Origin of the sequence: Mucilaginibacter sp. SMC90 (genome assembly GCF_022811725.1) — a bacterium.
In the GTDB taxonomy this organism is placed as follows: domain Bacteria; phylum Bacteroidota; class Bacteroidia; order Sphingobacteriales; family Sphingobacteriaceae; genus Mucilaginibacter.
Window position 1 is genome coordinate 2,912,314 of record NZ_CP094527.1, and the last position, 21,351, is coordinate 2,933,664.

Annotated in this window: 7 protein-coding genes; all 7 read left to right on the forward strand. The window is 42.8% G+C overall.

The genetic code is table 11. From position 1 onward, the window contains the following. Nucleotides 1-38 precede the first annotated feature (38 nt). On the forward strand, nucleotides 39-13,610 hold the full coding sequence (locus tag MTO98_RS12490; RefSeq protein WP_243486987.1) for a non-ribosomal peptide synthase/polyketide synthase: 13,572 nt from the start codon (nucleotides 39-41) through the stop codon (nucleotides 13,608-13,610). A 14-nt stretch (nucleotides 13,611-13,624) separates the two neighbouring features. After that, nucleotides 13,625-15,427 (forward strand): ABC transporter ATP-binding protein, encoded by a 1,803-nt coding sequence (locus MTO98_RS12495; protein WP_243486988.1) that lies wholly within the window; start codon nucleotides 13,625-13,627, stop codon nucleotides 15,425-15,427. A gap of 66 nt (nucleotides 15,428-15,493) precedes the next feature. Further along, the gene (locus MTO98_RS12500) at nucleotides 15,494-16,336 is read left to right on the forward strand and encodes a glycosyltransferase family 2 protein (protein WP_243486989.1); all 843 of its coding nucleotides are present in this window, start codon (nucleotides 15,494-15,496) and stop codon (nucleotides 16,334-16,336) included. 46 nt (nucleotides 16,337-16,382) lie between these two features. Then, a complete protein-coding gene (locus tag MTO98_RS12505) occupies nucleotides 16,383-17,504 on the forward strand; it encodes an XrtY-associated glycosyltransferase XYAG1 (RefSeq protein ID WP_243486990.1) in 1,122 nt (373 codons plus the stop codon). Between the two features lie 258 nt (nucleotides 17,505-17,762). After that, nucleotides 17,763-18,746: a UDP-glucuronic acid decarboxylase family protein gene (locus tag MTO98_RS12510; protein ID WP_243486991.1), complete on the forward strand. Its 984-nt coding sequence runs from the start codon at nucleotides 17,763-17,765 to the stop codon at nucleotides 18,744-18,746. Between the two features lie 284 nt (nucleotides 18,747-19,030). Beyond that, nucleotides 19,031-20,146, forward strand: coding sequence for a GDP-mannose 4,6-dehydratase (gmd, locus tag MTO98_RS12515; protein WP_243486992.1), 1,116 nt, complete (start codon nucleotides 19,031-19,033; stop codon nucleotides 20,144-20,146). Nucleotides 20,147-20,238: 92 nt separating this feature from the next. Then, nucleotides 20,239-21,324 carry a mannose-1-phosphate guanylyltransferase gene (locus tag MTO98_RS12520; protein ID WP_243486993.1) on the forward strand — a complete coding sequence of 362 codons (1,086 nt, stop codon included), beginning with the start codon at nucleotides 20,239-20,241 and terminating at the stop codon, nucleotides 21,322-21,324. Nucleotides 21,325-21,351 lie beyond the last annotated feature (27 nt).

A 21,351-nucleotide genomic window follows, 5' to 3' on the forward strand; every position in this document is an offset into this window, starting at 1 on the left:
TTATGGAAATAGGTGAATTTTTATCAAACCTTGAAAAAATGAACTTTTTATTATCGGTAGATAATGAAAAGCTGAATTTAAAAGCTAATAAAAACAAGGTTACCCAGGAGCAGATAAACGCTGTTAAAAACAACAGCGAGATTATTAATTTTATCAAAACCCGTAAAGATGAATTAATCCGGTATATTTCTAATATCCCCAAAGTATCGGCAGGTAATCAAAAAAATGTAGTTTCCATTTACAGGTTAAGTGGTTTGCAGGAGGGTATGTTATTTCATAGTCTCTACAACGAACAATTTGGCAACTATGTTGAGCAGTTTACCTGCGATATTGTTGATGCTGACCTTAACGTATTAAAAGCTGCCTGGGCCGAAATTATAGCAAAGCATACTATTTTACGTACAGGCTTTTACTACGAATCGTTTAGTATTCCTGTACAGTGTGTTTACAGGGATGTAACCCTTCCTGTAACAGAAATAGATTACCGGGAGCTGGAACCTGCATCTCAAACCGCTGCATTTAATGATTATTTAACTGCTGACCGCGAAAGGGGCTTTGATTTTAACCAGCCGCCCCTAATGCGCATCACCTTATTTCAGTTAAATGATAACCGGTACAGGATGTTATGGAGCTTTCATCATATTCTGTTTGATGGCTGGTCGCTGCCCGTATTAATGAATGGGTTTTTAGAAGCTTATGAGCTTTTAATACAAGGGCAGGCTGTAGCCAGAACACCTGAAGATAAGTATGAAGATTTTATCCGTTACCTGGAACGCAGGGACAAATGGGCCGAGGAAAGTTATTGGCGTGGTTACCTGCGGGGCATAACCGAGGGAACGTCTTTGCCTTTTGTTAAAAAAACAAACGCGATACTTTTAAAAGCCAAATTTCTTTCCATAACTAAAGCATTTGATAAAAATGCTTCCGAACCGATCTATGCCTATGCAAAAAGGCATCGTATCACTTTAAACACCCTTATGCAAGGGGTATGGGCGTTGCTGTTAAACAGGTATACTGCTAATGACGATGTATTATTTGGCACGGTTGTATCTGGCCGGCCTGATGAGTTGCCCGGAGTTGAGCATCGGGTAGGCCTTTTCATTAATACTATTCCATTCAAAGCCACTTTTGACAACCAGGAGGTAGCTACCTGGTTGCAAGGTTTGCAGGCAGATCAGGCTGCTTCAAGAAATTATCAGCACGCCACGCTGCAAAGTATAAAGGAGTGGACGGGCATCAAAGCCGACTTATTTGATAGTTTGCTGGTTTTTGAAAATTACCCGGTGAACGAAGCTATAAACGCCAAACAATGGTCGTTAAAAGTAGAGAATGCCAATACGTACGAACAAACTAATTACCCTTTAACTATTTTAATTGCCGATGCCTATGGCTTGAACTTTACTTTTAATTATAATGCCGATCTTTTAGAAACAAGTTATGTACAATCTATCGTTGATCAATTTGCCTATGTACTTAAGCAGATCATCGATGGCGCTGCAAAAAATATAAATGATATTTCGACTCTTACCCCAGCCGAAGTATTAGTGTTAAATGAATTTAATAATACGGTTGCATCCTATCCTGCAAACGAAAATATTGTAAGCCTTTTTGAAGCACAGGTGGAAAAAACACCTGATGCTGTGGCGTTATTATTTAATGATAAATGGCTTACATATAGTGAGTTGAATAGGCGTTCCAATCAATTGGCGCGCTACCTTCAATTACACGGTGTTACTAAAGAAACGCTTGTGCCAATTTGCTTAGAGCGGAGTTTTGAAATGCTTATAGGCATACTTGGCATATTAAAAGCTGGCGCTGCGTATATCCCTGTTGATCCTGAATATCCTGTGGAAAGGATCGCTTACATGCTTGATGATAGCGCCGCCAAAATAGTATTAAGCAGTGCTGCAGGTATCTCAAAATTGCAGGAAAATACCCTGCAGGTAATTGAGTTGGATAAAGATTGGGAATCAATTTCAAGCCAGGACCACAGCAACCTTGATACGGTTATTACAACCGATCAGCTGGCTTATGTGATCTACACTTCAGGGTCAACAGGCAAACCTAAAGGTGCTATGAATGAGCACGGGGGCGTTGTTAACAGGCTCACCTGGACGCAAAGCTATTTTGGGTTAACTGCTGCCGATACCATTCTGCAAAAAAATACATTCAGCTTTGATGTATCGGTATGGGAACTTTTGTGGCCTGTACTAACAGGGGCTAAACTTGTATTTGCCAAACCCGGTGCGCAGGGCGATAGCCTGTATCTGAAATCGATAATCGAAAGCCAAAATGTAACCCTGCTTCATTTTGTTCCGTCGATGTTGAGCGTGTTTTTGCTTGATATCGAAAAAGGGGATTGCCCTGAACTTAAACATGTATTATGCAGTGGCGAAGCGTTGACAACAGCGCAGGTTAAACTGTTCAGGAATAAATTACCTCACGTAGCATTGCATAATTTATACGGTCCTACGGAAGCCGCAATTGACGTTACTTACTGGAGCGACTTAGAAAAAGATCCCAATATTAATATTGTGCCCATCGGCAAGCCGGTATGGAACACACAGATCCATATCCGGGATAAATCGGGCGAGTTGAGCCCGATCGGTGTACCTGGAGAGATCTGCATTGGAGGCGTACAGGTTGCCAGAGGCTATTTAAACCAACCGGCACTAACGAAAGAAAAATTTATCACTGACCCGTACAGGGAAGGTCCCAATGCAAGGTTGTACAGAACAGGAGATCAGGGGAGATGGCTTGCGGATGGAAATATCGAATACCTTGGGAGGATAGATGACCAGGTAAAGATCCGTGGATACAGGATCGAGCTTGGAGAGATTGAGCAGGTACTGCAGCAACATGAAAATGTAAGGCAGACGGTTGTACTGGCCAAAGCGGATAAACAAGGCACCAAAAGATTGAGTGCTTACGTGGTGATGGAAGAAGCTGTTTACGATAAACAGAAACTTCAGGATTACTTAAGTGAACGGCTGCCTGAATACATGGTGCCAAGGCTATGGGTACGGCTGGACAGCCTGCCGCTTACGCCTAATGGCAAAACAGATAAAAAGGCGCTGCCGGAAGCAGAGGCCGGCCACGAGGAAACTTATACTGCCCCTGAAACAGGTACAGAGAAACAACTGGCCAAAATATGGGAAGAGCTGCTTGGCGTAGAACAGGTAGGCACAGGGGATAATTTCTTTGAACTTGGCGGCCATTCGCTACTGGCCATGCGTGTGATCTCGCAGGTAAGAAGGGAACTAAATAAAGAGCTCAAGATCCGTGATCTGTTTGTGTATCCAACCATTGCAGAGCTTTCAAAACAACTGGAAGTTGAAGAATCAACAACAGAAGGGACTATACAAAGAGCAGAACCAAGGCCTGAATATATCCCGCTGTCTTACAGCCAGGAACGGTTATGGTTTATTGACAGGCTGGAAGGCAGTATTCCTTACCATATTTCAGCGGTATTAAAACTGCAAGGCAATGTCAATACCACAGCGTTGGAAAAGGCGCTGAAAACAGTAGCCGAGCGCCACGAGATACTGCGTACCGTGATCAGGGAACACGAAGGGCAAGGGTACCAGTATATAAAAGCAAATAACTGGAGTTTAAAACAAAGCCATTTAAACGATAGCGAAGCAGGGCTACAAGACTACATAGCTAAAGAAACAGTCAGGCCATTCGATCTGTCGCAGGATGACATGCTTCGTGCAGAGCTGATTGTGACCGGGCAAGACGAATATGTATTGCTGCTGATGCTTCACCATATTGTTGCCGACGGCTGGTCAATGCCGGTACTGGTATCGGAGTTCAGCCAGCTTTACAACGATTATAACAATAATAAAATACCGGAGCTAAAAGCACCGGAGATTCAGTATGCGGATTATGCGATCTGGCAAAGGGCATACCTTAACGGAGAGAAACTGCAAAGCAAATTAGCCTACTGGCAAGATAAACTGGCAGGCACAGCGATGCTTGAATTGCCGGCAGATCACGCCCGCGGTGCGCTACAAAGTAATGCCGGAGCAATTTACGAGTTTACGATAGGCAAAGAGCAGGCGGCCAGGCTTCAAAAAATAAGCCTTGAACGGGGCGCAACGCTTTACATGACCTTGCTGTCAGTGTTCAAAGTATTGCTGTACCGCTACAGCGGCCAGGAAGATATCTGTGTAGGGACACCTGTAGCTAACCGCGATAGGGAAGAGACAGCAGGGCTGATCGGCTTTTTTGTAAACACACTGGCATTAAGAACGATCCTTAACGGCGAGGAAACGTTTACCGAACTGCTATCTAAAGTAAAGCAAACCACGCTGGAAGCCTATGGCCACCAGGAAGTGCCGTTTGAAAAAGTAGTAGAAGCGGTAGTCAAAGAAAGAGATTTGAACCGGGGGCCACTGTTCCAGGTGATGTTTGCCCTGCAGAATACAGGAGCGGTACCGATGCTTGAACTGGGCGACATTAAAATCACCAGCGAAAAGCCCGGCGACCAGTCAAGCAAATACGACCTGAGTTATAATGCAGAGGAAACTAAGGACGGGATCCATATCGTAGCAGAATACAATACAGATCTGTATGAGGCAGAAACCATTGCAAGAATGGCAGGTCACTATGAAGAGTTGATCAAGGCGGTAACAGAAGCTCCGGCAACTCAAATCAGCAAACTTCAGTTGTTAAGCATAGCAGACGAGCAGCAATTACAACAATTTAACGAAACAACGGCGGAATATCCGAAAACTGAAAATATTATCAGCCTTTTTGAGGCACAGGCAAAAGCTACACCGGAATCTACGGCACTGGTATTTGAGGGTGAAACAGTAAGCTACAACGCGCTGAACGAGCAGGCAAACAAGATAGCACACTACCTGCAAGAACAAGGTGTAACGAAAGAAACACCTATAGCAATTTGTATAGAAAGAGGTATCAATATGATAGCCGGTATTCTTGGTATCCTGAAAGCAGGCGCAGCTTATGTACCGGTGGATATCGATTATCCGAAAGATCGGATCAGTTATATCCTGGAGGATACTAAAGCAACCATTATCTTAAGTAGTAGCACAGGCAAGACAAGCCTGACAGATACCAATACCCAGGTTATCGAACTGGATAATAACCGGGAAATATCAAACCAAAGCAGCGATAACTTAGACATCATTATCGAACCAAACCAGTTGGCGTACATCATGTACACTTCAGGTTCAACCGGCAAACCCAAAGGGGTAATGGTGGAGCACCAAAACATCATCAACTACACTTTAGGTTTTGCAAACTACTTCGGGATCACGGCAGCAGATACAGTTCTACAGCAATCATCTGTATCATTTGATACGATGTGCGAGGAAGTTTACCCTGCACTGATCAGTGGTGCGAAAGTTGTGATGGTGAAAGAAGGCGGTAAAGATGTGGATGATATCATACGCTTGATTTCAAAGGAGTCGATAACGATATTAAGCGCCACGCCAACAGTAATCGCTTACCTGAACAAAGAAGCAGGCAATAACAACGTCGACACCAAAAAACTGCGCTATATTATCAGTGGCGGTGAACTACTGCAGCCGGGCTTTATCGATAACCTTTACCCAACGGTAACTGTGGTTAACAGCTATGGTCCAACGGAGGGAACGGTATGCGCAACCTATTATACTATAGGTGACATTAACAAAGCCGCGCTAATCGGCAAACCGGTGTCCAACACGCAGATTTACATCAGAAGCGCCTCGGGCGAATTGAGCCCTGTAGGTGTGCCGGGAGAGATCTGCATAGGCGGTGTACAGGTAGCAAGAGGTTATCTGAACCAGCCGGAACTGACGAAAGAAAAGTTCATCGCAGACGCATATAATGAAGAACCCAACGCTAAACTTTACCGTACCGGCGATCAGGGCAGGTGGCTTGCAGATGGCAACATTGAATACCTGGGCAGGATAGACGATCAGGTAAAGATCCGTGGTTACCGAATTGAACCTGGTGAAATAGAACAGGTATTGCTGCAACATGAAAATGTAAGACAGGCAGTAGTACTGGCCAAAGCCGATAAGCAAGGCACCAAACGCCTGACTGCCTATGTGGTCATGGACGAAACCGCCTACGAAAAACAGGAGCTGCAAAATTACCTGGGCGAACGGCTACCTGAATATATGGTGCCAAGGCTTTGGGTAAACTTACAAAGTTTACCGTTAACACCAAACGGCAAAACAGATAAAAGGGCATTGCCTGAAGCGGAAACAAGCCACGAAGAAACTTACACCGCACCGCAAACAACCACAGAAAAGCAATTGGCCAAAATCTGGGAAGAGTTGCTTGGTGTAGAAAAGGTAGGTACAAAAGATAATTTCTTTGAACTGGGCGGTCATTCGCTGCTGGCCATGCGTGTGATCTCACAGGTAAGAAAGGAGTTAAACAAAGAGTTAAAGATCCGCGATTTGTTTATGTACCCGGTTATTGCAGATCTGGCTAAACAACTGGAAGGCGAGGACTCGGCAGCAGCAGACAGCACGATAAAAAGCATCACCCCAAGGCCTGAATATATCCCATTGTCCTACAGCCAGGAACGGTTGTGGTTTATCGACAGGCTGGAAGGGAGTGTACAATATCATATCCCCGGTGTCCTGAAATTGAAAGGTGATCTTGATGCCGTTTCGTTAGAGCGGGCAATAAGGGAGGTTGTGGATCGTCATGAGGTATTACGCACGGTAATCAGGGAACACGATGGTCGCAGCTATCAATTTGTAAAACCGGCAGGTCAATGGAAATTACTTCAAACGTCATCTGCAAATTTAAAACCGCACATAGCCGGATTAATAGAAAAGCCGTTTGATCTGTCTGCAGATGATATGCTGCGCGCGGAACTGATCCAAACAGGTGACAATTCATATGTGTTGGTGATGGTTATACATCATATTGCGTCAGATGCATGGTCGTTGCCAATTATAGTTGATGAAATAGCCACTTTATATAGCGCTTACAGCAACGGTAATCAGCTGCGTTTGCCCGAACCTGTGTTGCAGTTTGCCGATTATGCTTTATGGCAGCGCGATAATTTGCTTGAAGAAAAATTAGAAGAAAAACTGCAATACTGGAAGTCGAAATTACAGGATGTACCGGCTTTACAATTACCGGCCGATTATATACGTCCAACCGGCAACAGCAGCAGAGGTGCAACCTTAACTTTTAATATTGATCAGCAGCTCAGCAATAATTTGCAATTGTTAAGCCAGGAACATGGCGTAACACTGTATATGACGTTGTTATCGGCATTTAATGTGCTGATGTACCGCTACAGCGGTCAGGATGATATTTGTGTAGGTACATCAATAGCAGGCAGGCCCAACCCCGAGTTGGAACGGTTGATCGGCTTTTTTGTGAATACGCTTGCATTACGAAACCAGGTTAAAAGCGATGAGCCATTTACGAAACTGTTAGCACAAGTTAAGCAAACAACCCTTGAGGCTTATGAGCACCAGGAAGTACCGTTTGAAAAAGTTGTAGAAGCTGTAGTAAAAGAAAGAACGGCAGGCTTGAGTCCGCTGTTCCAGGTTATGCTTGTGCTTGGCAACACACCAACTGTGCCCGAGTTAAAACTAAGCGGACTGCAGTTTGACGGCTACGATTATGAGCAATCTGCCGTAAAGTTCGACCTTACATTTTTTGTGAGTGAAAGTCCTGATGGTTTGCAATGTGCTGTACAATACAAAACCGATGTTTTTAGTGCCGTACGCATTGAAACTATGGTGGAGCATTTTTGCACCCTGCTGGCCTCGGCAGTTGCTGAGCCTGCAATGCAGGTAGGCAAATTGCAGATGCTCAGTCAACTACAAAAGGAAAGTTTGCTAAGCCTGGGCCAAAGTGTTTGCTTATATCCAACAGAACAAACTATTGCAGATATTTTTGAAGCTGTAGTATTAAAAGCCAGTGTTACAAATGCCATTACATTTGAAGGCCAGTCCATCAGCTTTGACGAATTAAATAAACGTTCAAACCGTTTGGCCCGCCATCTGCAGCGTTATGGCGTAGGGGCAGATACATTGGTGCCGCTTTATATCGAGCGTGGTATTTCGATGATCGTTGGTATCATGGGCATACTTAAATCAGGTGGTGCTTATGTGCCGGTTGATACCGATTATCCTGCGGAAAGGATTAATTTCATACTTGAAGATACTAATGCAAAAATTGCCGTAAGCAGCCCGAAATTTGCGGAGAACCTTAGTGATATATCCGAATGGCTGAAAGTTGTTGAGCTTGATGAACAAAACTGGGAACTGGCTGCCGAACCTGAAACCGATATTGTAAGATATATCTTACCCGATAACCTTGCATATGTGATTTATACATCAGGTTCAACGGGCAAACCCAAAGGCGTAAAAATTACCCAGCGAAACATAATTGATTATGTTTATGGCCTGCATGACCGTATTAACATCGGCAATTGCAAAACATTCGGCTTAATGTCTACCATAGCAACCGATTTGGGCAATACTGTTTTGTTCAGTTCATTGCTCTTTGGCCGTACGCTTCATGTTTTTTCTAAGGAAACACTGAGCCATATCGAGGCCCTGCATACCTATTTCGACGAACATCGGATAGATTGTATCAAGATAGTCCCATCGCATTGGAAAGCATTATCGGCAGATGAGCCTTTGGTTCCGGCGCGGATGCTGGTTTTTGGTGGTGAGTCGTTATCTGCAGAGATCGTATCCAAAATAAGGCAATACAGCGATTGCCGCATCATCAATCATTACGGGCCAACAGAAACTACCATAGGTAAATTGTTATATGAGGTAACAGATACAAACCATACTATCATACCAATAGGCCGCCCATTTTCAAATACACAGGCTTATGTGTTGAATAAAGATTTGCAACTATGCCCTGTAGGCGTTCCTGGCCAATTGCTTATTGGAGGGGTTGGGTTGTCAGCAGGATATCAGGGCAATATGGAACTGACACAGGAAAAGTTCATAACCAATCCTTACAGCAATGCAGATACATTGATGTACCAAACCGGTGATGCTGTACAATATAATGCTGAAGGGAATATTGTATACCTGGGCCGTGTGGATGATCAGGTAAAGATAAGAGGCTACCGCGTTGAGCCTGGCGAAATTAGCCGCATCCTGGAACAAAGCAAGCTGGTAAGCCAGGCTGTAGTAATGGCCCGCCGTGATAAACAGGGAAGCAATCAATTAGTAGGGTATGTAATAGCTTCCGGTGCTTTTGACCGCCCGGCTATCGTCAACTGGTTAAAAGAACAGTTGCCGGAGTACATGGTACCTGCCCATCTCATCGAACTTAAAGAAATCCCTTTAACAGCAGCCGGCAAAATAAACAGGAAGTTGTTGCCTGATCCCGAAACAGAAGTATCGGCAAAAAGCAATGATGCACCGGTAAGCGAAGCCGAATTAAAACTGACCACCATATGGCAGGACATCCTTGAAATAGATTCGATAGGTGTTCATGATGATTTTTTTGAGCTTGGCGGACATTCACTATTAGCTGTACGCCTCATTTCGGCGGTACGCAAGGCATTTATGGTTGAACTGCCGATAAGTGACGTATTTGATTTTCCTACTGTAAGCAAATTAAGTTCGCGTTTAAATATCAGCAAGCCCGGTAAGGAGATTATGAGCATAGGTGCGCAGCTGCGCCCGCAGCATATCCCATTATCATTCAGCCAGGAACGCATGTGGTTTATCGATAGGCTGGAGGGCAGTGTTCAATACCATGTTCCGGCTGTATTGCGTTTAACCGGTAAGCTAAATATTATGGCGTTAACTAATGCGTTCCGCGAAATAGTTAACCGCCATGAGGTTTTACGTACGGTGATAAGAGAGCATGAAGGTCGTGGGTATCAATACATAAAACCAGGAGGCGACTGGCTGCTGGGCCAAATATCAAGAGAAGAAATTGAAAATTCGGGCATTAATTTACAAGATTATATCCAGCGCCAAATAAACAAACCGTTTAATTTGTCGCAGGATGATATGCTGCGTGCCGAACTGATCCAAACCGACGGTGACGTATATATTTTGGTGCTTACCATGCACCATATAGCATCTGATGGCTGGTCAACTTCTATTCTTGTGCACGAGCTTAGTGTATTATATAACGCTTTTGCCACGGTTGGTGCAGATGCTGAAAATCAGGCATTAGCAGCCTTGCCGATACAATATGCAGACTACGCTATCTGGCAACGGAATCATCTTCAGGGCAACCTGCTTGAACAAAAGCTTAATTATTGGAAAGATAAACTGGAAGGTGTATCCGCTATTCAACTCCCAACAGACTACCGCAGGCCGGCGATAAGAAGCAACCAGGGGTTAACTGAAGCAATATTTATAAATAAAGAATTAGTTGATGGATTAAATGCATTAAGCCGTAAGCAGGGTACCACCCTGTATATGACATTATTATCGGCATTTATGGTACTTCTTTACCGTTATAGCGGTCAGCAAGACATAAGTGTCGGCACACCTGTATCCGGCCGCAGCTACCAGGAAATTGAGGGCTTGATAGGCTTTTTTATCAATACACTGGTTTTGAGGAATAACGTACAAGGTACCGAAGCATTTACTAAACTGCTCGAACAGGTAAAAAATACCACCCTCGAGGCTTATAACCACCAGGAAGTACCTTTCGAAAAAGTGGTTGAGGCGGTTGTAAAGGAAAGGGACATGAGCCATAGCCCGCTGTTCCAGGTGATGTTTACGCTTCAGAATACGCCCGAAATACCTGAGTTGAAACTGGCGGGTGTAACACTAAGCGCAGAAACTGCCGAAGACACGACATCTAAATTTGATATCAGCTTAAACCTGGTAGAAACGGCAGATGGTTTGGTTGGAGGGCTTACCTATAACACCGATCTCTTTAAAGCCCAAACAATGGCGCGCATGATCGGTCATTTTACGGCTATCCTGCAGGCTGTTGTGAAAACTCCAACAGAAGTTGTAGGGCGCATAAATTTACTGAGTGCGGTCGAAGAAGAAGAGCAGTTAAAGATCTTCAATGCAACAGATGCTGATTATCCTACAGATAAAAGCCTTCTGGATATTTTTGAGCAGCAGGTAGCTCAAACGCCTGACGCCGTTGCTGTGACCTTTGAAGAAGAAGTAATAACTTATAAGCAACTTAACGATAAGGCAACAAGCCTGGCAAAATACCTGCAGGCCAATGGTGTAAAAAACGAAAGCATAATACCGGTATGTACCGAACGCAGTATCGAAATGATAATTGGCATACTGGGCGTTATGAAAACCGGTGGTGTGTATGTGCCTCTTGATCCGGAGTATCCGCAAGATCGAATAGATTATATGCTGAAGGATACGGAAGCAAGGCTTGTTGTTAGCAGCAGTACCTGCAGCAGCAAATTTGCTAAAGCAAATATTCAGGTAGTTGAACTTGATAAGCATTGGGCCGCAATTGAAGGGCACAATAAAGCAGCACTGAACATATCGGTTAATGCAGAGCAACTTGCTTATATTATTTACACATCCGGTTCTACAGGCAGGCCAAAAGGGGTAATGGTTGAACACCGGAGTGTAGTTAATCTTGTATTGGCTTATAAACGCGATTTGAACCTGCAGCCAGGTACCCGGTTCCTTCAATTCGCTTCTTTCGGTTTTGATGCCTCATGTGTTGAAATATTCAGCACACTCCTAACCGGCGGTTGTTTGGTAATGTGCACTAAGGAATCGCTTCTATCTACCGATGGGTTTGAGCAGCTTTTAACAAGGCAGCGGGTTGAGATAGCCATATTGCCGCCTGCGTTTCAGCCCTTTATCGAAAATATGCCCGATACATTAAAAATTGTTTTGTCGGCCGGCGAAGCATTAAATGAAGCAGCCGGTAAGCACCTGCAATCAAAGGGGATAATATTGGTTAATGGATATGGGCCAACCGAATCAACGGTATGTGCATCACAAACGCATAATCCTATAAGGCCGGATGGGATCGTAACTATTGGTAAACCCATAGATAACGTAAAGATTTATATCCTGAATAAAGAAAATCAATTAAGCCCGGTAGGGGTAACCGGAGAGATTTGCGTGGGTGGGATCCAGGTGGCCCGGGGATATTTGAACCAGCCAGGGTTAACAAATGAAAAATTTATAAAAGACCCATTCTCTAAAGATCCGGGTGCCCGCCTGTATCGTACCGGTGATTTAGGGCGCTGGCTGCCTGATGGCGATATTGAGTATCTTGGCAGGATGGATGACCAGGTTAAAATCCGCGGTTATCGTATCGAATTAGGAGAGATCGAAAATGTGTTGCTGCAAAGTGGATTGGTATCGCAGGCAATTATATTAGCAAAGCCCGATGTTAACGGTATAAATAGCTTAATTTCCTATGTAACAACCGAAGGGGCTTATGACAGGCAAGCGCTGGTATCTTACCTTTCAGCTCATCTTCCTGAATATATGGTTCCCAAACTATGGGTGTTGCTTGATAAATTTCCGGTAACAACACATGGTAAAATCAATAAGCGTGCATTGCCTGATGTTGATACGGCAGAACAGTTAAACTACAACTATATAGCGCCGCGTAATAAAACAGAGGAAGGGCTGGCAGCAATATGGCAACGGCTTTTAGGGATTGACAGGGTTAGCATACACGATAACTTTTTTGAATTGGGAGGCCATTCCATATTAGCTATGAGGCTTATTGCGGCCGTTAAAAAAGAGATGGCAATCAACATCACCATTCGTGATTTGTTTATTTACCCAACCATTGCCAAACTTTACCGCCGGTCACAAAATCAAAATGTTGATTTTACGCAATCACTCATCCCAATAAAAACTACAGGTAATAAAATACCGCTTTATATTGTTTGCGGAGCAGGTGGCACGGCATTTAAATTTAAGGAATTTGTAAAACTGCTTGATCCTGAGCAGCCTGTGTATGGATTGCAGCAACCACTGCATATTAGTGATCCGGCTGATTTTCCGGGTACTATTGAGGGTATTGCTGAAAGGTACGTTGCAGAAATGCTGTTGGATAACCCTTATGGGCCTTATGCGCTTGCAGGTCATTGCCTTGGGGGGATGATAGCCGTTGAAATGGCCAGCCAGCTACAGGCAATGGGCAAAAAGATTTCGATGCTTGCCATGTTCGATGCTGAAGCAAAACCATTAAAAGATGTTGTTACCATTCAGAAAAATAATAGTTTCCCATCCTTAATGAGAAGATCGGTTGAGGTCATATCTACCAAGGTTAAATTTGAGTTGTTCCTGTTAATGAAGCACCCTAAACAGGCCGTAATGTATAAAGCAAGAAAAATAGGTCCGCTGTTTAGCAATGCCGAATCAAAACTGGCAAATGTTGATCAGGATATTTTTGACAAAATTACCCTGCAGATAAAAACAGCTGCAGATAATTACAAAATAAAGCCCTACAACGGCGAGATAGTTTTGTTTAACGCTACGCAGCAGTACTATTTTATTGACCGTGTTAACAAGATCATTTATAAAGAACTGGAAGTTAATTCTGAAAATAAGCATGCCTGGAAAAATTATGCTCAATCTGTTAAGGTACACGAGGTTAAAGGAGAGCATTCAACAATTTTTGATGAGCAAAATGCAAGAGAGTTTTCTGAAATATTACAACATTATTTAAGCTAATAGGCCGCAAAAGCATGGGATTAACAATTAAGGACAGACTGGCATCATACCGTAATCTTCCAAAATTTTTTTGCCTGGTTTGGAAAGTTAGCCCCCGGCTAACTCTCAGTAATATTCTGATCAGGGTTTTACAGGCAATTATTCCACTGGGTTTGCTCAACGTGGGTAAGTATATAATTGATGAAGCTATTGCTATAACTCACAATAGGAATTTGCCATATGATCATTTATGGAAATTAATTGCCGTTGAGTTTATCTTCATCTTGTTATTAATTATACTCGGAAAAGTTACCTCATTAATTGATGAGCTTTTAGGCGAGCGCCTAACTAACGATACCACTAACATGATTATGCAGCATGCTGCAAAACTGGATTTGGTACAGTTTGAAAATTCGCAATTTTACGATAAACTGGAAAGGGCCAGGCAGCAAACCACAGGTCGTGCAATTTTGCTTACGCATGTATTTAGCCAGGTGCAGGATTTGATCACTATTACCTCATATGTTGTGGTGTTGGTAGCCTTTAATCCCTGGGTTATTGTAATCCTTTTATCAGTTACACTGCCTTCAATGCTTGGCGAGTTTTATTTCAACAACAAAAACTATGCACTGCTGCGCAGCCAAACCCAAGCCCGGCGCGAGCTTGATTACTTAAGCCTGGTAGCAAGCAGTGATGTTGCGGCAAAAGAAGTGCGGTTGTTTGATTTGTCCGGGTTTTTTATCAATAAGTTCAAAAATATCTCACATAGCCTTTACGAGGCTAAACGCAAGTTTGGCGTTAAGCGGTTGGTTATAAGCTCTCTTATAAGTATCCCGGGGGTAGTAGGATTTTACCTTGTGTTTTTTTTCATTGTGCAACGGGTACTGCAGGGGAGTTTAACAATTGGTGGGTTAACACTTTTGCTGGGTACGATAAGACAATTGGGCGGTTTAATGCAAAACAGTGCCAGACGGTTCAATGCCGTTGCGCAGGGGGCTATTTACCTTACCGATTTTTTTGATTTCTTTAAAATTATGCCCGCTATTACGGTACCTGATAGCCCGCGGCCGTTTCCTGACCCCATTGTTTTAGGCTTTACTTTTGAAAATGTTGGGTTTAAGTATGGCAATTCTGATAAATGGGCTAACAGGCATTTAAATTTCACCCTTCGTCCCGGCGAAAAGCTTGCGCTGGTGGGCGAAAATGGCGCAGGTAAAACCACGCTGGTAAAATTGCTGGTAAGACTGTATGACCCAACCGAGGGCCGTATAACGCTTGATGGTCATGATTTAAAGGAATATAATATAGAGGACATCAGGAGGCAAATGGGTATTATTTTCCAGGATTTTATTAAATATCAAATGCCTGCGTCAGTAAACATAGCCGTAGGTGATATAGCTGCGGTAGGCGAAGAAAACCTTATAGTTGATGCTGCTAAGCAAAGCCTCGCACACCCGATAATTGACAGGATGCCTGGTAAATATCAGCAAATGCTGGGCACCCATTTTGATACGGGCGTTGAGCTATCGGGTGGGGAGTGGCAAAAAGTAGCACTGGCCAGGGCTTACATGCGTAATGCGCAAATTGTGATTTTGGATGAACCAACAGCTGCTTTAGATGCCCGGTCGGAATATGAAGTTTTTAAACGCTTTTCTGACATTACCCAAAAGAAGACTGCTGTACTCATCTCTCACCGTTTTTCAACCGTGCGCATGGCCGATAGGATCATCGTATTGGATAAAGGCGAGATCCTGGAAATAGGAAGCCATGAGGAACTTTTGCAAAGAGGCGACCGCTACGCCGAGTTGTTTGAATTGCAGGCCGCCGGGTATAAATAAAATCTATTTGCCAAAACCTTACATCAATAAAGACATTTACCTAATAAATAACATAATATTCGCAAGATGGAATTAACCTCATCAACCGTAGTTACTGCAATAATTTTAACTAAAAACGAAGAGCCTAATCTTAAACGGGTACTTGACAGGCTAACCTGGCTTCAAAGAGTTGTTATCCTGGATAGCTTTAGTACCGATGCTACGCTGGATATTGCCAATTCCTATCCCAATGTTGAAGTTTTTCAGCGAAAGTTTGATACTCACGGCAACCAGTGGAATTATGGACTTTCATTACTCAAAAGCAAATGGGCATTAACACTTGATGCCGACTATGTGCTTACACCTGAATTTATAGAAGAAACCAAAAGCATAGTTGCAAATCCTCAAGATATCGCTTATGAAACAACCTTTAAGTTTTTAGTTTTTGGAAGAAAGCTTTTTGCAGATAATACAACGCCACGCCCTGTATTATTTGATATAGATAAATGTATGTATTACGATGACGGGCATACACAGCGTTTAAAAATTAACGGTACAACGGGCAGATACAAATCCTATATTTTACATGACGACAGGAAATCTCTTTCAAGGTGGCTGAGTAATCAGGATGGCTATGCTATAAAGGAAAGCAAGAAACTGGTTAATGAACCTGCATCAGAAATGCCTTTGAGCGGAAAAATCCGAAAAACTAAGGTACTTGCACCTTTTTTAGTTTTTTTTCATTGCCTGTTTGTTAAAAGATTGATCTTCAATGGCTGGGAAGGCTGGCATTATACTCTTCAAAGAACAATGGTAGAGATATTGCTTGCTATAAGGCTGATTGAAGATGAAAAGCTCGCCGAAAAGCCCGGGCCTGCACCAACTTTAACCATCGTTAAGGACGATTTAAAATCAAACCTGGTTAAGTGAACTGTCAACAGCGCATATTTGCGTTTCTTTATACCTAATACTACTTATGAAAATACTGCACATTATACCTGCTTATAAACCTGCTTATGGGTACGGAGGCCCAACCGAATCTGTATCACGTTTGTGCGAGGGATTAGCGGCTAACGGGCATGATGTTGACGTTTATACCACAACAGCTAACGGTAAAACTGAATTGGATGTAATACCCGGGGCCATGACAAAGGTAGAGGGGGTTAATGTAACTTATTTTAAACGTATCACCGGCGATCATACCCATGTTAGTCCGGCTTTATGGCGCAGGCTTGTTAAAACTGCTAACCATTATGATGTGATCCATATCCATTCATGGTGGAGTATTTTAAGTGTAGTAGCAGCACGTATTGCCTTGTTCAGCAAAACCAAAGTGATTTTGGCCCCCCGCGGCATGTTAAGTGAATATGTGTTTGATACCGGGAACAGCGGCTATAAGAAATTGATCCATAAGCTTGGTGGTCGCGGAATTTTAAAAAAATGTGTGCTTCACGCTACCGCCCAGTCTGAATATATTGAATGCCGGAAGTTGATACCGGGATGGGAAGGATTTGTTTTGCCCAATATTTTGTCATTACCCGATATTGAAATAAAGGAAACCGATAACGAATGTTTTACGGTTATTTTCATGTCGCGTATTCACCATAAAAAAGGGATCGAGAAGCTATTTGCAGCTATAAATGAGCTTTCTTTTAACCTGAAGCTCGTTATAGCCGGTGATGGTGATGAAGCATACGTGAAGCAGTTGAAACAACTTGCAGATGAATTGAATATAGCTTCAAAAGTTGATTGGATAGGTTGGGTAAACCGTCAGGAGAAATTTGAACGGCTTAACCAGTCAGATCTGTTTATTCTCACATCTTTAAATGAAAACTTTGCAAACGTTGTGGTTGAATCGTTGCATATGGGCACGGCAGTTCTCATCTCCGAAAATGTTGGGCTTTCTGATTTTGTTATCGAAAATAACCTTGGCTGGATCTGTACATTAGATACCGATAGTATTGTTGAAAAACTTAATGAAGCCTACCTTGGGAAACAAAAATTAGATTATATCCGCAAACACGGTCGTGAAATCATTAAAACAACATTTCACGAGCAGGTGCTCATTACAAAGTACTACGAAGAATATTTAAAATAGCCCATTTTTTCTTTTAACGCATTTACCGTTCCAGGTAATTATCACCATACCCCAGCTTTGGTGGAGCTATAATCTTGTATCTGTTAAAAAACTAACATTAAAATTTATAAAACTAAACCTCACTTATCCTGGCCGCAGGCATGGCCAGTTGTTACGGTAAAATTATAACCTTATGTTTTAGTAAAGTAATGTTAATTAAGATACAGATAAGCTACCATAAATTATAACAGTATAAGCCGTAAAACAACAATTAAAAATATGACAGAAAGAAAAAGGATCCTGATCACAGGGGCAGCCGGCTTTTTAGGCTCGCATTTGTGCGACAGGTTTATTAAGGAAGGTTACCATGTAATAGGTATGGATAACCTGATAACAGGCGACCTGCGAAATATCGAGCATTTGTTCAAACTGGAAAACTTTGAGTTTTATAACCATGATGTATCCACGTTTGTGTACGTACCGGGCGATTTGCATTACATCCTGCACTTTGCCTCGCCGGCAAGCCCGATAGATTATTTGAAAATCCCGATCCAAACATTAAAAGTAGGTTCACTGGGTACACATAACCTGCTTGGCCTTGCCCGCAACAAAAAAGCAAGGATGCTGATCGCCTCAACTTCAGAAGTATATGGCGACCCGAACATCAGCCCTCAGCCTGAAGAGTATTGGGGTAATGTAAACCCGGTAGGCCCGAGAGGGGTATACGATGAAGCCAAAAGGTTTCAGGAAGCTATCACCATGGCATATCATACTTTTCACGGGGTAGAAACAAGGATAGTAAGGATCTTTAACACTTACGGGCCAAGGATGCGCCTGAATGACGGCAGGGTATTGCCGGCCTTTATCGGTCAGGCACTAAGGGGCGAACCGCTGACCATGTTTGGAGATGGCTCACAAACCAGGTCGTTTTGTTATGTAGATGATTTGATAGAAGGTATTTACAGGCTGCTGCTGAGCGATTATGCCCAGCCGGTAAACATCGGTAACCCTGACGAGATCACGATCAAACAATTTGGAGAGGAGATCATCAAGCTTACAGGTACCGATCAACAGCTGATCAGCCTGCCTTTACCTACAGATGATCCTAAACAGCGTCGTCCGGATATCACCAAGGCCAGGTCTATATTGGGCTGGGAGCCAAAGGTATCCAGGAGTGAAGGTTTGAAGATCACTTTAGAATACTTCAAATCACTACCCGAACAGGAAATACATCACAAAGATTTTGCTTATTATAACAAATAAAAATCCAAGTAAAGGGTACAGCGATAAGCCTTCCAAGGCAACATCGCTGTGCCTTTAAAAGAAATTTAACTATTACTCTCCGGAATAATCATCCGTTTGGCATATAGTTGAGATGATCTGTATCATCTTTTTTCTCTTTCACGAAACGGCCTGATCTGGCCGATAACAAACTCCTGTACCTGGTACCGGAACTTGAAACCACACTTTTAATGATATGTCTTATACCCCAGGCACAACATTAAGCCGATATTGAAACATAGTTACACATAAACCTGACTTTACAAATGAAAAAAGTAGCATTGATAACCGGAATAACCGGCCAGGATGGCGCATACCTTACTGAACTTTTATTATCAAAAGGATATGAGGTTCACGGTATAAAAAGAAGAAGCTCGTTGTTTAATACAGACAGAATTGACCATTTGTACCAGGACCCGCATGAGAAAGACATAAACCTGTTTTTACATTATGGCGATCTGAGCGATTCAACCAATTTAATAAGGATCATACAACAGGTACAGCCTGATGAAATATATAATCTGGGCGCAATGTCGCACGTTAAGGTAAGCTTCGAAACGCCTGAATATACAGCCAATGCCGACGGTATCGGTACTTTACGATTGTTGGAAGCCATAAGGATTCTCGGGCTTGAGAAAAAAACAAAAATTTATCAGGCCTCAACATCTGAGCTTTATGGTATGGTACAGGCTGTACCACAGTCAGAAACTACGCCGTTTTACCCCCGCTCGCCTTATGCTGTAGCAAAAATGTATGCTTACTGGATAACCGTAAACTATCGTGAAGCCTATGGCATTTACGCCTGTAACGGCATTTTGTTTAACCACGAAAGCCCTTTGCGCGGCGAGACTTTTGTAACCCGTAAAATAACCCGGGCAACCGCAAAAATAGCCATGGGACTACAAGATAAACTATACCTGGGTAATCTGGATGCCAGGCGCGATTGGGGCCACGCTAAAGATTATGTTGAAGCGATGTACCTGATATTACAGCAGGACACCCCCACAGATTATGTAATAGCAACGGGCATTACTACCCCTGTGCGTGAGTTTGTACGGATGGCTTTTTCCGAACTTGGCATTGAAATTGAATTTATTGGAAGTGGTTTAAAGGAAAAGGGCTATGTAATAAGCTGTAGTGATCCTGAATATCAGCTTGAAACGGGTAAGGAAGTAGTTGCTGTTGATGAAAAATATTTCCGGCCAACAGAAGTTGATCTTCTGATAGGCGATCCGACCAAATCAAAAACATTATTGGGTTGGGCCCCTAAATACGATTTGAAAGGCTTGGTAAGTGAGATGGTTGCTGCAGATGTGGAATTATTTAAAAGAGAGAAATTATTAAAGGATTCGGGTTACGCCATCAAAAACCAATTTGAATAGCAGATAGAAAATGACGGCCATGTAATTCATTAGGTAAGATCAATGCCAATCATGTACAATTTGATCCTTTTAATTCACATTAAAACCAGCACATGAACAAAAACTATTACGCAATAATTTTAGCAGGGGGTATTGGGAGCCGTTTTTGGCCAATAAGCCGTACCTCGCGTCCTAAACAATTTATAGATATTATTGGCAACGGAAAAACATTGATACAGGACACTTATCAGCGCCTTTCTAAAATATGCCCCAAAGAAAATATCTTCATATTAACTAACGAAAACTACACTAAACTGGTAAAAGATCAGCTTCAGGATATAACAGACCAGCAGATTTTAACTGAGCCCGTAATGCGCAACACTGCCCCATGCATAGCTTACGGTTGTTTTAAAATTGAAAGCCTGAACCCGGATGCAGTAATTATTGTAGCACCGTCCGATCAGCAGATTCTTGATGAGGACGCCTTTGAAAGCTCTCTTGAAAAATCGTTGGCAACAGCGGCCGAACATCATTGCCTGGTAACGTTGGGTATTAAACCATCCAGACCAGATACCGGTTACGGTTATATCCAATACGCCGATAGTGTTATAAACAATGATTTTCATAAAGTAAAAACCTTTACCGAGAAACCAACACTGGAGATTGCCAAAAGCTTTATCAACAGCGGTGATTTTTTATGGAATGCTGGCATTTTTGTCTGGTCGGCTAAGGCGATATTGAACGCATTTGAGACCTATATGCCCGATTTGCACGATATTTTTGCTGATGCAAGGCTGGTATATAATACAGAAAGAGAGGCTGCGCATATCAACGAGGCCTATCAGCACTGCATCAATACATCTATTGATTATGGTGTAATGGAGAAAGCCGACAATGTTTACGTGCTGCCATCTGATTTTGGTTGGAGTGATTTGGGTACCTGGGCATCCATATACGAGCTATCCGAAAAAACGGAGGCGGGCAACGCGGTAATCCCCAATGAAAAGGTGATCATGTACAATTCATCTGATTGTATGGTGAACATGCCCGATGGTAAACTGGTAATATTACAGGGCTTACATAACTATATTATTGTTGAAGCCAACAACACGCTGCTTATCTGCCCGCGAGATCAGGAGCAAAGTGTAAAGCAAATTGTTGCTGATGTAAAGAGCAGGTTTGGCGTTGAATATGCTTAATTAATACAATATCCCTGAATCGCATAA

Excerpts from the sequence above, each read along its gene's own strand:
- MTO98_RS12490 (WP_243486987.1), top strand. The coding sequence starts at position 39 with ATGAACTTTTTATTATCGGTAGATAATGAAAAGCTGAATTTAAAAGCT.
- MTO98_RS12495 (WP_243486988.1), top strand. The coding sequence starts at position 13,625 with ATGGGATTAACAATTAAGGACAGACTGGCATCATACCGTAATCTTCCA.
- MTO98_RS12500 (WP_243486989.1), top strand. The coding sequence starts at position 15,494 with ATGGAATTAACCTCATCAACCGTAGTTACTGCAATAATTTTAACTAAA.
- MTO98_RS12505 (WP_243486990.1), top strand. The coding sequence starts at position 16,383 with ATGAAAATACTGCACATTATACCTGCTTATAAACCTGCTTATGGGTAC.
- MTO98_RS12510 (WP_243486991.1), top strand. The coding sequence starts at position 17,763 with ATGACAGAAAGAAAAAGGATCCTGATCACAGGGGCAGCCGGCTTTTTA.
- gmd (WP_243486992.1), top strand. The coding sequence starts at position 19,031 with ATGAAAAAAGTAGCATTGATAACCGGAATAACCGGCCAGGATGGCGCA.
- MTO98_RS12520 (WP_243486993.1), top strand. The coding sequence starts at position 20,239 with ATGAACAAAAACTATTACGCAATAATTTTAGCAGGGGGTATTGGGAGC.